Here is a 13,154-nt window from a genome sequence, read left to right as displayed (position 1 = left end):
TTGCGATTTGCGATTTGCGATTTGCATGTAATTAATATCGATATGTAATCTAATGGCAATTTACTCGCAATGAGGCTTTTTCCAGTCTTGTATCATCCAGCGCAAATGCCGACTTCGGCTAATACAATATAAACTGATAGTCGACACCACCACTTTGATGGCCGTTATCATCTCAAACCCCCAATGTACCGACACAATATGATAAAACTGCACACTCAATGACGCTATCACTCCCACTAAAATAAGTGGCAACAATGCAGTAGACCAACTTGTGTATCCCTTTTTCCACAGCCTTTCACGTTGCGATATAAGCGCAAGCCCTAGCACTATCGGCACACTGCTTAATAATGCCAAGCCTAAACTTTCACTTTGAGGATAAAACAGCTTGAGTAATGCTTCTGTTTGCGAACGCGAGGCTAACGAAAAAATAAAGGCAATCCAGTCCAAACTAAAAAGTGCCAGTATGACGTACAACCATTTCGGCGGTAAAATTCGGCCAGATTCATCGTAGTATTTTAATGGCAGTTTTAGCATGAAAAACGAGTAACCTTGCTTAAAAGAATAATTAATAACTCAATTATTATTGGGCTAATAATACAAACTTAAAGCGCTTAAAAAAAATATCTGGCAATTTGAGAGATTTATAAATGTTGTAATATAAACGATATGGCATCAGGTGATTTAAATGAGTTATGTTTAGACACAACAATGAGCCTTTCTAGCGCTTCTGGTATATCTGCACTTTCGTAGGTCACCACGCCATCAGTAAGTAGTAAACACACTTCCCTTTTTTCACATTCTGTTTCTTTTTTTGACCCAATAATTGAATAAGCTTTTCCCTGAATGCGCATAGGATACAAGGTGTTCATTAAAGGGTGGCCTGGCTTTAACGAGTCGAGGCTTTTGAATTTAGTGTCGTTAGATAGCTCTGCATGTCTGACTGAACAATATCTACCCCTTTCGCATCAAGTAAACCAACAAACATATTTTTAAGTTCATAGGGTATTTGTACTAACGATGAGCCAATATAACAGATTGCCGATGCCGCCAATGCCGAGCCCTTATGGGGCGTATCTAAATAAAAAACCGTGTTTGTTTTAAACCCAGTTGAGAAGAGCGAAAGAGTATGATGAATTTTTGTTCAGTATTCCACTAATTGGCAGTATTGTCGTTAGTTGAAAAAGTTTTACCTCAAAGAGCTGCGAACCCGTCATACTTACTGTATAATCCGCGGCCATTTTAGGCACAAGTAGCGTCGTTTACCGGGTGATATTTTAGATGACTGTAGAAACCTTCAATCCAAGTAAAGCAGCAAACAAAACCACTACTTTAGAAACGCCAGTGAAAACACTGACTGAAAATCGTAGTACAGGTGCAAGCAACGGCGCCCGCATTGGGTTTGTCAGCTTAGGCTGCCCTAAAAACTTGGTAGATTCCGAGCGCATTCTTACGCAATTGCGTACCGAGGGCTACGATGTTGTTCCTACATACAACGATGCTGATTTAGTTATTGTTAATACCTGCGGCTTTATTGATGCCGCGGTGGAAGAGTCACTTGATACCATTGGTGAAGCGCTAAAAGAAAACGGCAAAGTCATCGTGACTGGTTGTTTGGGCATCAAAGAAGATGAAATTCGTGAAGTACACCCTAATGTACTGGCTATTACCGGTCCTCACGCTTATGAGTCAGTAGTTGAGCAAGTTCACGAACACTTACCTAAGCCTCAACATAATCCGTTTGAACATTTAGTGCCCGATCACGGTGTTAAACTTACCCCTCGTCATTACGCGTATTTAAAAATATCAGAAGGCTGTAACCACAGATGTACTTTCTGCATCATTCCTTCGATGCGTGGCGACCTGGTAAGCCGCCCTGTAGGCAGTGTGCTTGATGAAGCTAAGCGTTTAAAAGCTGCAGGTGTTAAAGAGCTACTGGTTATTTCACAAGACACCAGTGCCTACGGCGTTGATGTGAAACATAGAACAGGTTTCTGGGATGGTATGCCCGTAAAAACACACATGCAGCAATTGTGTGAAAAACTTGGCGAAATGGGTATTTGGGTACGCCTTCACTATGTTTACCCCTACCCACATGTTGACGACCTTATTCCATTGATGAATGAAGGTAAAATTCTGCCTTACCTTGATATCCCGTTTCAGCATGCCAATAAGCGCATCTTACGTTTAATGAAGCGCCCTGGTAGTGCAGATCGTACGCTAGAACGGGTTAAGAAATGGCGTGAAGCCTGCCCTTCATTGGTTATCCGCTCAACCTTTATCGTAGGTTTTCCGGGTGAAACCGAAGAAGAATTTGAAGAGCTACTCGACTTTATACGAGAAGCACAGCTAGATCGTGTGGGTGCATTTGCCTACTCACCGGTAGAAGGTGCTCGCGCCAACGACTTACCTGATCCTGTGCCAGAAGACGTTAAACAAGAACGCTTAGCGCGCTTCATGGAAGTTCAAGGTGAAATTAGCGCCCAGCGCTTACAAGCTCGCATTGGTAACGAATACCAAGTGGTTATCGACAGCGTAGACAGCGAAGGTGCTGTAGGGCGAACGTACGCCGATGCGCCTGAGGTTGATGGCTTAGTTCATCTTAATGGCGTTTACGATGTAAAACCGGGTCAACGAGTGTGGGCTGAAGTCATTCATGCTAATGAACACGACGTGTGGGCTGTGCTGTCTGAAGACCAAGACGAAGACGAAAGCCAAGGCTAATTTTAGAAGCAGCCAGCAAGCTTTCAACTCGCTTGCCACACTAAATACAGTTTAGAAAAAACCGGTAAGCCCTAAGGCTTTACCGGTTTTTTTATGTGTTTTTTAATCTAAAAAAACTTTCTTTTAAAGATTTACTTAGGGCTTACCAAGGCAACTCATCGCCATTGGAATGAATGAAACGCCCTGCATTATCAAGGGTCATCTCTTCTATTCGAGCCACTAACCTTTCAGCTGAAGTATCGGCGTCAATATCACCGCTGCCGTTCACCATTTCAGTTTGCACAAACCCTGGGTGAAACAAACCTACCGCGATTCCTTGTGGCTTGAGATCGTTTGCTAATGAAACACCAGCAGCATTTAGCGCGGCTTTCGACATTCTATAGCCATAATATCCGCCAGAGGTGTTATCGGTCATAGAGCCCATTCTGCTGGTGATCATGGCTATCTTACTGTTGTCAGCCATTGATGAAAGCAGCGTTTGCGTGACGAGCAGTGGCCCCATCGCGTTTACTCTAAACTGATAATCTATGGTGTGAGGTTCCCAGTCATCTAAGGTTTCTCTGCCTAACACACCAGCGTTATTAATAAGCAGGTCAATCTTAACGTCTGTTAATTCCGCTAAACTATCTGCCAGTGTATCTGGCTGCGACACGTCAACACCCGTAATGACTTTAACGCCAGAAGAATTGAGCTCATCACAGCTATTACGACAGGTGGCGTACACTGTTGCACCTTGCGCTTTGTATTGTTTAACGAGGGCTAAACCAATACCACGGTTGCCCCCTGTAATGACTACGTTCATGTTAACGCTCCCTATTTTTATGCTGCACCCAATTTAGAATATGCCAGTCGTACTTCGAAATAACTAGGCTGCATGCACTCACAATGAAAGTATGTTTTAACCGTTTTTTCAAACAGTAAGATTTGTCTTTAAGCAGGCAAATCGTAATGCTCTTTAACACGTTATATCACGTAGCTTTTTATCTTTACTGGTTTTCAGCCACTAAAAAAGCAAGTAAAAATGCGGCCTACCCTAGCGACGCTAGCAAACGCGCAAGATCTTCAGGTGTATCAATACCTACTGGTGGTTTGGCATTTGCCACAGCACAATGGATTTTGTCGCCATACCACAAGGCCCGAAGCTGCTCGAGAGATTCAATTTGCTCAAGAGCACTAGGCTGATAACTTACGTACTGCTGCACGTATTGTGCACGGTACGCATAAATGCCTATATGTCGAAAATACAATTTAGGATCAGCACTTTGACGGTTTTCCATCATACGATCACGCTCAAATGGAATAGCCGAACGAGAAAAGTACATCGCTTCTTGATGTGCGTTAACGAGTACTTTAACCATATTAGGATTGAATACATCGTCGCTTTCTAAAATGGGCGTAGACAAGGTAGCCATCACACATTGAGGTGCATTCGACAAATTACTTGCCACTTGCTTAATGTTCGCCGCTGGAATAAAAGGTTCGTCGCCTTGCACATTAACCACTATGCTATCAGCAGCAATGTTTTCTTTCTCAATGACCTCGGCAATACGTTCGGTGCCTGATTGATGTGTATCGGCGGTCATACATACATGAGAGAATTCGTTTGCAACGTCGGCAATGCGCATATCGTCAGTGGCGACAATTATCCGCTCCGCCCCCGCCTCAATGGCTCGCTCCACCACATGCTGAATCATGGGTTTGCCGTTAATATCCGCTAAGGGTTTGCCTGGAAAACGACTAGAGCCATATCGTGCGGGAATAACTACTGTAAATGCCATCACACACCTATCGCGTTGCGTCTACTTCATCAAGTGTCATTACCGTTGCTTTGCTTTCGATAAGCACCGGAATACCGTCTTTAATATCGTAAGCTAAACGGTCAAAGCGGCAAATTAGCTTATCTTTTTCATCATTAAGCACCAATTTACCTTTGCACACTGGGCATGCCAGTACTTCTAATAATTTATTATCAAATGCCATTGTATTTCCTTGCTTGCTAAGGCGTCATTGTTAAGCCAGCATTAACCAGCTTATTATCTATTTGTGTGAAAAAATTCTGGTCGATACTTGCCGAAACCGGCAAATACCAACAATCACTGTGGGCGATATCACTTACCTTCACTGCATCTTTTTCGGTCATTAATACCGTACCCGATGGAATATCGTTTGCCGTAAATTGGTGATGGTCAGGAAACGGTAATGTGCTGGACAAGTTCACCCCCATACTCTTTAACTGAGAGAAAAAACGTTCAGGAGCACCAATACCCGCCATTGCGGTAATATTTTTACCAGTAAAGTTAGTCAGTTCAGTCTGCTCGGTGGGCTTTGTAACAGAGCACACTTCACCGGCTACCAACTTCATAAGGTACTGAGGAGTTTTTCCTGCTTTAAGCTCTGGCTTTTTGTTATCAGCACGGTTATGCACGATAGCATCCACCGTGGCCAGCCGCCAATGACCTTCTCTAAGCGGCCCCATAGGTATTAAGAAGCCACTGCCGGTTAAACGTTCGTCCATTACCACCACTTCAACATCTCTTGCTAACGCATAATGTTGAAGCCCATCATCACAGATAATTAGGTCGCAATTAAGATCATTTGAAAGGTAATCTGCTCCCCGACTGCGAATGGGGTCAATGACCACTGGCACTTGACTACGAATGGCCAGTAATCGAGGTTCATCTCCTACTTCACTGGCATCATCGTTACCGGTAACTTGTCGAGGATAGTAGCTAGACTTACCGCCATACCCTCTACTTAAAATACCAACTTGCATACCCTTATTGCGATAATACTGCGCGAGTGCAAGTACTACGGGTGTTTTACCGTTACCGCCAACCGAAATATTGCCTACGACAATAACCTTAGCACGGCCTCGATACACTTTTTTCAGGCCTGTAGAAAACAAAAACCTTCGAAAAGCGGATATCACCCAGAAAAGTATCGCAAGTGGCGATAACAGCCAAACTAACGGGTGACCAGCGTACCAGCGCTTCACCATACGGCTCACTTAGTTATCACCAAACTGCAGCGCGTGAAGCTGAGCATAATGCCCACCTTTCTCAAGTAACTCGTGATGCTTACCACTTTCAATGATGCGACCTTGCTCAACCACCATGATGGTATCGGCATTTTCAATAGTCGATAACCTGTGTGCGACTACAATACTGGTACAACGTTGCTGTAGCGTTTCTAACGCATCTTGAATCAATCTTTCAGATTCGGTATCAAGCGCTGAGGTTGCTTCATCTAAAATCAAAATAGGTGCATCGGCCAAAATAGCCCGCGCAATAGCGATACGTTGACGCTGACCGCCCGATAACATAAGGCCATTTTCACCAATAACGGTATCGATACCTTCAGGTAAATTACCTAAAAACTCATCGACATGGGCCATTTTACAGGCTTGCTCAATTTGCGCCTGCGTTACTGTTTCTTTCGCACCATAAGCAATGTTATTGGCAATAGAATCGTTAAACAATGTCACGTTTTGCGATACCACTGCAAACTGTGCCCGTAGTGATTTCAAATCAATACTGTCTAAAGGATTATCATCCAACCTGACTTGCCCACTTTGCGGGGAATAGAATCGGGTAAGCAACGACGAAATAGTCGACTTGCCGCTTCCTGAACGCCCGACCAAAGCAACTGAATGGCCAGGCTCTGCGGTAAACGAGACGTTCGTTAACGCAGGAGAATGCTTGCCAGGGTAAGTAAAGGTAACATCATCGAATTCAATTTTACCGACTGCACGCTCTACTTTTATGTCGCCGGAATCGGCTTCGTTTTCTCTGTCTAATATTTCAAATACGCTCACGCAGGCAGTCATGCCTTTTTGAAATTCATTATTAATTGTCGTTAACTGTTTAAGTGGCTTTAATAGCATCACCATACAAAACACTACGTTAATAAATACACCCGCAGAGAGCTTTTCTACCATGCCAGGCGTACTGGCAATATAAAGCACTACGGCTAACGCAACAGACGCAATAACTTGAATAGACGACACACTTAAAATTTGGGTAACCGCCAGTTTCATGGTTTGTTGACGATTATTGTTATTTTTCTGCTCGAAGCGTTTTTGTTCGATGGTTTGTCCACCAAACATAATGACCACTTTATGGCCTTTTACCGCTTGCTCTACCGCAGAAGTTAAGTTGCCCATGGCTTGCTGAATGTTTCGACTCACCACCCTAAACCGCTTACTAACAAATGAGACAATAACGGCAACCAAGGGGCCAATTAGTAAGAAGATAATAGATAACTGCCACGAGTAATAAAACATTACCGCGAGTAATCCAATAACAAGCGCCCCTTCCCGAACCAAGGTTAACAAAGCTTTACCAGAAGCATTGGCAACTTGCTCTGTGTCGTAGGTCACTTTACTTATTAACGCGCCCACCGCTTGCGTATCGTGGAATGACACTGGCAAATGGATATATTTATCGAACAACTGTTGTCGCATGCGCATGACAACCTTCGCACCAATCCACGTTAATGTGTAAGTACCAAGGAAGTTGAATAGGCCCCGTAACAAAAACAAAGGGACTATCGCATAGGCGGCCAACCGCAGGTACGCATGATCGTTTTTCCCTAGTGACTCGTCAATCATGGGCTGCAATTGTGCAAATACAAAAGTATCTACCGCGGAGTAGCCCACCATGCCAATAACGGCAACGAAGAAAGGGAGTTTATATTCACGCAGATAGCGTAAAAAGCGTTTAACCTGGAAGGCCGACGGATCGGTTTGTTGCATCAAAGTGTTTTAACCTGTTCGTTATTCATTACTTTCACCCTAGCTATTGTACTAGTACTTGAGTCATTTCCCTAATCAACCCTATGCTTTGCTTGGAAAATGTCCGTTTTCTTCACTTCAAACTCTGAAGAAATAAGGTGCCTTGGCGTATAACGTGGCAAATACCAACGGTTTTGGGCGTCTTTTCGTTCTGAACTAACTATATAGCCACCTTCTGCGAACTCAAGTCGAATGAAACCAAATTCGCTGGTGGTGAATTGGCGTACGCCATAATGTTGGTAGCGAGAAAATACTGATTGGCTTGGAAATTTCCATCTATTTTCATACCCTTGGGTATAAATCACCACATCAGGGGAAACACGTTTAATCCATATATCAGTAGATGAGGTTTTACTGCCATGATGAGGCGCAATTAACACATCAGCATCTACTACCACTCTTTTGAATTGGCTTTTATTATTTTGAGCACTGCTTACGCCCGCATTAGCACCCACAGTCATTTGCTTTTTTTCTGCATGCAATATGGCGTACTCACTGGCACGCTCAATATCACCAGGTAGTAGAACACTGTGATGTCCATCATCAATTTTTATCACGCAAGACATGGCATTACTGTCTTCTTGATTTCCTTTTTCAGGCCATAGAAAAGTCAGGGTTAAGCCTTGCCAGTTAATTCCCCTGCCTCGCTCACACCCGTCTATCGGGCTTATCCATGAGGGTTGTATACCTTTGCTGTCTAACCAATCTTTAAAAGCCGTTTTTCCGCCAGCGTGATCAGTATCGCCATGACTATGAATAACCATGTCTACTTGTTCACTGTTATTTCGTTTAAGAAATGCCGGTATTACCTGACTTGCTAACGGCGCTTCACCGTTATACATAGGCCCTGTATCTACAATGATGGCATGTACACCTTTAGTTAATGCAATGGCAGTCCCCTGCCCAGCATCAAATACATTTACAAACCATCGGGTTGGAGAAGAAGGAATAAAAGAGAAGATAACAGGCAGTATTAGCACTAACACACATGCCCATTTGTAGCGCCACTTGGGTAAAAACGCTAATAACATAGCAATAAGCAGGCACAGCATTGAACCCGTGCTGGGATAGAAGTGAATTGCACTTATTCGCCAAGATGCCGCTTCACTTAAACAGGTTAAAAGCCAGCCTAATACTGTATCTATTTTAAGAAGCACCCAAACAGAAAAGTCTACGCTTGGAGGAACTAAGCTTGTAGAAAGATAGTACCCTGCCATTAAAGCAATTAGTGCAACAGGAAGAATAAGTGTAATAACCGGCAATACAAAGAGATTAGCAATAATGCCAATTGTACTAGCCGTACCAAACCACAAAAGAGTGATAGGCGCCATCACAACACTCACGCCTAACTGCATGCAACATAATGCTTTGTACCAAGGCATCCCTTGAAATCGAAACCGCCAATTAAGCAGCCAAATACTTATCACCGCGCCAATACTTAAATAAAAGCTGGCTTGTAACAACGACAAAGGGAACAACACAATACAGGTAAACAACATGAAAACGCCCATGTGTAATGGCCGTAACACATTATTGAACACGGCAAAGCCTACGCCCATCACCAATAAAACAAACGCCCTCACCACGGGCAGTGCCATACCACTTAGCATGACATACAGCGCCGCACTACTAACCAAAGTTACTAATACGTAACTCCTTAGGTTTATAAAAGCCGATTTTCGTTTCATTATGCTGCTGACAACAAAAATAAACGCGCTACATCCATAAAACGCTGTCATGGCGATTATGGATAAGTGCATTCCCGATATACTGAAAATATGCGCGGTACCGGTTTGACCAATCGTATACCAGTCGTCTTTAGTTAACAGACTACGTTCACCAATCAATAGCGCCTGAAACCAGCGCATCTGATTAAGAGGTAACGTAGATAAAAAAACTGACATGTTATGACGAGTACTATGATTATGAACCACGGAATCATTGTGTAGCTGTTTTATATAGCCCGTGGCCACAATCCGTTGGCTGGCAAGGTATTGTTGCCGATTAAAACCTACTGGGTTAAGCGTGCCGTAGGCTGGTTTTAATTTCACCGTGGCCGTAAATTTATCACCGTTGTGTAAACAGGCACCGGTCACGCGGTGACTTAATGTCATTTTACGAGTGAATCTGAGTGCTAAATCATCTAGGGCGTTAACCTTTACGGTGTACGCCATAAATCGCTGTTCGCCTGCATCATGCCCTGCGCGTTGAGTCGGTTTTAATTTACTTGAGTTTGCCGTGCTTTCTATATTTTCTGCATTTAATGCATTTACACTATTTTGTAAGCTGAGCTCGGCGTTTTTTTGACCACTTAGACAGCCTCCTTGGTCAACCACCGCATTAATTGTGACATCTTGTTGAATTTTGCTCTGTGGTAGTTGCCAAGATAGGTGCCAATACCCTAAACTCGCCAACCATGTAGCACCTATAAAAGCGCCACTAACTGCAATAAGCACAAACTTTATCCAAGACGTTTGTTTCTCACCGCTTATTGTTTGAAAGTGAAAATTGCACTTTGATAGGAACAGCAGTACACCACCACCTATGGCAAGCGTCATCACTAGGTTTAGCGATGGCAACTCGGGCCATAAAGCAGCGGTTGTTGCGCTAACACAAAAACTGCCACACCAAATTGTGATACGATTTACCATTGTTTTACGTAGCAATAAATATAGCTGGCTGAATGTAGCCCATATGTTGATAGTTAACGAACGAGTGTTATGCCTAAGAAATTTATTAGACGTTTCCTGCCTGAACCGCAGGCTGTAAAGAACAACAAAATTCTGCGCGTGTTCGGCAGCGTTTTGCACGAACCTAATTTATGGCATTTAAACAGACGTTCAGCGGCAGGCGGATTTTGTATAGGGCTGTTTTTTGCATTTTGGCCTGTACCCTTTCAAATGTGGCTTTCTGCGGGTGTCGCCATCCCTTTTCGTGCGAATTTACCGTTATCGGTAGCCACAGTGTGGGTAACCAACCCCTTCACCATACCGCCTATATTTTATGCTGCTTATAAAATTGGTTCTACTGTACTTGGGACCAAGCCTGAGCACTTTGAATTCCAATTCAGTTGGCAATGGGTAGTAGAAAGCATCAGTACCATTGGCCCCGCATTTTTAGTTGGCTGCGCAATTTGTTCCATCATCGCCAGCGCTGTGGGTTACTTCACCCTGAACTGGATTTGGCGTTTTCAGGTTAAAAAGGCATGGGAACGCAGAAGATTGGCGCGTGCAAAAGCCAAGGTACAAACACAGTAGCGCGCTGTCCCTGTTTTTAGACAGAAGAGTACAAGACGGGTACAGGCGAGTACATGGCCTACCAAATATGTTTTGAATACACAGCTGTATACCCAAAAAAAACCACACACGCAGACACGAAAAAGGCGCTCTAAGCGCCTTTTTACGTTTGAATGGTAAGCATGCTATTAATACTGATTGCTCAAGCAATGCTAGTGATAAAGTGCTAGTCATGCTCTGCTAAAAAAGCGAGTAACGTCGCTTCATCCCACACTTCAACATCTAGCTCCTGTGCTTTGGTCAGCTTAGATCCCGCTTTTTCACCCGCGACTAAAAACGAGGTATTCTTCGATACCGAGCCGGCTACTTTTGCACCCAACAATTGCAGTTTCGCCTTAACGTCAGAGCGCCCCATCTCGCTTAAGGTTCCTGTTACTACGCAGGTTTGTCCATCAAGAGGTAGCGCACTTTGTGGCTTCTTCTCAATGGCAGGCCAATGAATACCCGCCTCTAGTAAGGCGTCGATAACATCGGTGTTGTGTGGCTCATTAAAGAAGTTATGCAAATGCGCCGCTACAATTCCCCCTACATCTTGCACTTCAATGAGTTCGTCCTCGCTCGCGCTGCGAATAGCCTCAAGGGTTTCAAAATGCATCGCTAGATTAGCCGCCGTGGCTTCACCTACTTCTCTAATACCTAACGCATATAAAAACTTAGCTAGCGTAGTAGCTTTCGATGCCTCTAGTGACTGCAACAACTTGGCAGCAGACTTTTCAGCCATGCGCTCAAGACCCACTACATCGCCCAATTTAAGATTGAAAAAATCTGCTGGGCTATGCACTAAATCGGCATCAACGAGTTGATCTACCAACTTATCGCCTAACCCGTCGATATCAAATGCTTTTCGAGAGGCAAAATGCTTTAACGCTTGCTTACGCTGCGCTGCACAAATAAGGCCGCCGGTACAACGAGCAACGGCTTCGTCTTCCAATTTTTCTACATTAGAGCCACAAACTGGACAATCTGTAGGAAAGACAATGTCTTTAACGTTGTCATCTCTTTTGGCTTGCACAACTGACACCACTTGAGGAATAACGTCACCCGCACGGCGAATAATGACGTAGTCGCCTACCTTCACCCCTAAGCGGTCTATTTCATCTTGGTTATGTAACGTGGCGTTTGACACAGTAACACCACCCACAAACACGGGCTCTAATCTTGCGACAGGCGTTATTGCACCGGTACGCCCCACTTGAAACTCAACATCTAACAGTTTGGTAATTTCTTCTTGAGCAGGGAATTTCTGTGCAATTGCCCATCGTGGCGCCCGTGCTACAAAGCCTAATGTTTGCTGTACGCTAATATCATCAACTTTAAACACTACGCCATCGATGTCGTAAGGTAAGTTGTCACGAAGGGTTAATATGCGCTGGTAGTACTCTAAGCAGCCTTTGCCACCCTCTGCAGTATCGATATCAGGGCATAAGGGTATGCCCCAGTCACCTAATTGCGCTAATCGCGCACTATGATAACGTGGCAGCTCGAAATCCTCAGGCGTAACCACACCTAAAGAATAAGCGTAAAACATTAATGGACGTTTCGCTGTTACTTTTGAATCAAGCTGCCTAAGGCTGCCAGCGGCAGCATTACGAGGATTAGCAAACACTTTACCATCGTTAGCACGCTGATAATCATTAAGCGCTTCAAAGCCCTTCTTAGGCATAAATACTTCGCCGCGAACTTCCAATCGAGACGGGTAGTTTTCGCCGCGTAATGTAAAGGGAACGTTAGCAATGGTGCGAACATTAGTCGTAATGTTCTCGCCAACTTGGCCATCCCCTCGCGTAGCTGCACGTACCATTTCGCCATTTTCATAAAGAATACTAACTGCTAACCCATCAAGCTTTGGTTCGCAGCTAAAGTTAAGCACTTTATTATCTTTCAGGCGATCGTAAATTCGTTTTTCAAACGCCAATAGCGACACATCATCAAATGCGTTATCAAGAGACAACATAGGCACTTCATGGGTAACCTGTTCGAAGGCTGAAAGCGCAGCGCCCCCCACTTTTTGACTGGGCGAACTCACACTTTGCAATTCAGGGAATTGCTTTTCAATGCTAATGAGTTCCTGCATATCTCTATCATATTGTGCATCGGGCACCGTTGGGGCATCGAGTACATAGTATTGATAGTTGTATTCATTTATTTGCCCACGAAGTGATTCGGCGCGGGCTTTAGCTTGTTCTAACGTGTCAGACATGATGATACTTGCGTGTAATTTTTTAAAAGAAATGGCTGTTATGTTCTGCTAACTAAAACAGAAGCAGCACCCTCACTCAATGTTAATTGAGTGGATGTACTTAACTACAAATAATTGCCCTAATGGTAGCATGAGATAACAAAAA

12 protein-coding genes are annotated in these 13,154 nt (G+C 43.9%); 2 read left to right on the top strand and 10 right to left on the bottom strand.

Features of this window, described 5'->3' with window-relative positions; all coding sequences use genetic code 11:
* Nucleotides 1–60: 60 nt before the first annotated feature.
* The 3 genes from R1T43_RS10200 to R1T43_RS10190 all read right to left on the bottom strand — a co-directional run bounded on the left by R1T43_RS10200 (nt 61) and on the right by R1T43_RS10190 (nt 1,051).
* A complete protein-coding gene (locus tag R1T43_RS10200; protein WP_211070964.1) occupies nt 61–534 on the bottom strand; it encodes a DUF2919 family protein in 474 nt (157 codons plus the stop codon).
* 107 nt (nt 535–641) lie between these two features.
* The gene (locus R1T43_RS10195) at nt 642–869 is read right to left on the bottom strand and encodes a hypothetical protein (RefSeq protein ID WP_211070965.1); all 228 of its coding nucleotides are present in this window, start codon (nt 867–869) and stop codon (nt 642–644) included.
* A gap of 17 nt (nt 870–886) precedes the next feature.
* Nucleotides 887–1,051: a hypothetical protein gene (locus R1T43_RS10190; protein ID WP_211070966.1), complete on the bottom strand. Its 165-nt coding sequence runs from the start codon at nt 1,049–1,051 to the stop codon at nt 887–889.
* A 227-nt stretch (nt 1,052–1,278) separates the two neighbouring features.
* On the opposite strand from R1T43_RS10190, the gene rimO reads away from it, so the two are divergent.
* Nucleotides 1,279–2,721: a 30S ribosomal protein S12 methylthiotransferase RimO gene (gene rimO, locus R1T43_RS10185; protein WP_211070967.1), complete on the top strand. Its 1,443-nt coding sequence runs from the start codon at nt 1,279–1,281 to the stop codon at nt 2,719–2,721.
* A 142-nt stretch (nt 2,722–2,863) separates the two neighbouring features.
* Here the strand turns inward: rimO and R1T43_RS10180 are convergent, their stop codons facing one another.
* From R1T43_RS10180 to R1T43_RS10155, 6 genes are all read right to left on the bottom strand, one after another.
* A complete protein-coding gene (locus R1T43_RS10180; protein ID WP_317348565.1) occupies nt 2,864–3,523 on the bottom strand; it encodes an SDR family oxidoreductase in 660 nt (219 codons plus the stop codon).
* A 226-nt stretch (nt 3,524–3,749) separates the two neighbouring features.
* A complete protein-coding gene (gene kdsB, locus R1T43_RS10175) occupies nt 3,750–4,499 on the bottom strand; it encodes a 3-deoxy-manno-octulosonate cytidylyltransferase (RefSeq protein ID WP_305443048.1) in 750 nt (249 codons plus the stop codon).
* 7 nt (nt 4,500–4,506) lie between these two features.
* A complete protein-coding gene (locus R1T43_RS10170; protein ID WP_013783967.1) occupies nt 4,507–4,701 on the bottom strand; it encodes a Trm112 family protein in 195 nt (64 codons plus the stop codon).
* A gap of 16 nt (nt 4,702–4,717) precedes the next feature.
* On the bottom strand, nt 4,718–5,719 hold the full coding sequence (gene lpxK / locus R1T43_RS10165; RefSeq protein WP_317348557.1) for a tetraacyldisaccharide 4'-kinase: 1,002 nt from the start codon (nt 5,717–5,719) through the stop codon (nt 4,718–4,720).
* A 9-nt stretch (nt 5,720–5,728) separates the two neighbouring features.
* A complete protein-coding gene (gene msbA, locus R1T43_RS10160) occupies nt 5,729–7,474 on the bottom strand; it encodes a lipid A export permease/ATP-binding protein MsbA (protein ID WP_211070971.1) in 1,746 nt (581 codons plus the stop codon).
* Nucleotides 7,475–7,545: 71 nt separating this feature from the next.
* On the bottom strand, nt 7,546–10,164 hold the full coding sequence (locus tag R1T43_RS10155) for a DNA internalization-related competence protein ComEC/Rec2 (RefSeq protein ID WP_211070972.1): 2,619 nt from the start codon (nt 10,162–10,164) through the stop codon (nt 7,546–7,548).
* 69 nt (nt 10,165–10,233) lie between these two features.
* Here R1T43_RS10155 and R1T43_RS10150 point away from each other — a divergent pair, with 69 nt between their 5' ends.
* Nucleotides 10,234–10,770, top strand: a complete 537-nt coding sequence (locus R1T43_RS10150; protein ID WP_317348553.1) for a DUF2062 domain-containing protein — start codon at nt 10,234–10,236, stop codon at nt 10,768–10,770.
* 205 nt (nt 10,771–10,975) lie between these two features.
* Here the strand turns inward: R1T43_RS10150 and ligA are convergent, their stop codons facing one another.
* A complete protein-coding gene (ligA, locus tag R1T43_RS10145) occupies nt 10,976–13,009 on the bottom strand; it encodes an NAD-dependent DNA ligase LigA (RefSeq protein ID WP_317348550.1) in 2,034 nt (677 codons plus the stop codon).
* Between the last annotated feature and the right edge of the window lie 145 nt (nt 13,010–13,154).

This window comes from Alteromonas sp. CI.11.F.A3 (genome assembly GCF_032925565.1).
Classification (GTDB): domain Bacteria; phylum Pseudomonadota; class Gammaproteobacteria; order Enterobacterales; family Alteromonadaceae; genus Alteromonas.
Note: the sequence above shows the minus strand (reverse complement) of the source record. Positions and strands in the feature narration are given on the sequence as shown.

What these genes read in the sequence shown, in the direction of transcription:
- R1T43_RS10200 (WP_211070964.1), bottom strand. Translation starts at nt 534, where the DNA reads ATGCTAAAACTGCCATTAAAATACTACGATGAATCTGGCCGAATTTTA.
- R1T43_RS10195 (WP_211070965.1), bottom strand. Translation starts at nt 869, where the DNA reads ATGAACACCTTGTATCCTATGCGCATTCAGGGAAAAGCTTATTCAATT.
- rimO (WP_211070967.1), top strand. Translation starts at nt 1,279, where the DNA reads ATGACTGTAGAAACCTTCAATCCAAGTAAAGCAGCAAACAAAACCACT.
- R1T43_RS10180 (WP_317348565.1), bottom strand. Translation starts at nt 3,523, where the DNA reads ATGAACGTAGTCATTACAGGGGGCAACCGTGGTATTGGTTTAGCCCTC.
- kdsB (WP_305443048.1), bottom strand. Translation starts at nt 4,499, where the DNA reads ATGGCATTTACAGTAGTTATTCCCGCACGATATGGCTCTAGTCGTTTT.
- R1T43_RS10170 (WP_013783967.1), bottom strand. Translation starts at nt 4,701, where the DNA reads ATGGCATTTGATAATAAATTATTAGAAGTACTGGCATGCCCAGTGTGC.
- lpxK (WP_317348557.1), bottom strand. Translation starts at nt 5,719, where the DNA reads ATGGTGAAGCGCTGGTACGCTGGTCACCCGTTAGTTTGGCTGTTATCG.
- msbA (WP_211070971.1), bottom strand. Translation starts at nt 7,474, where the DNA reads ATGCAACAAACCGATCCGTCGGCCTTCCAGGTTAAACGCTTTTTACGC.
- R1T43_RS10155 (WP_211070972.1), bottom strand. Translation starts at nt 10,164, where the DNA reads ATGGTAAATCGTATCACAATTTGGTGTGGCAGTTTTTGTGTTAGCGCA.
- R1T43_RS10150 (WP_317348553.1), top strand. Translation starts at nt 10,234, where the DNA reads ATGCCTAAGAAATTTATTAGACGTTTCCTGCCTGAACCGCAGGCTGTA.
- ligA (WP_317348550.1), bottom strand. Translation starts at nt 13,009, where the DNA reads ATGTCTGACACGTTAGAACAAGCTAAAGCCCGCGCCGAATCACTTCGT.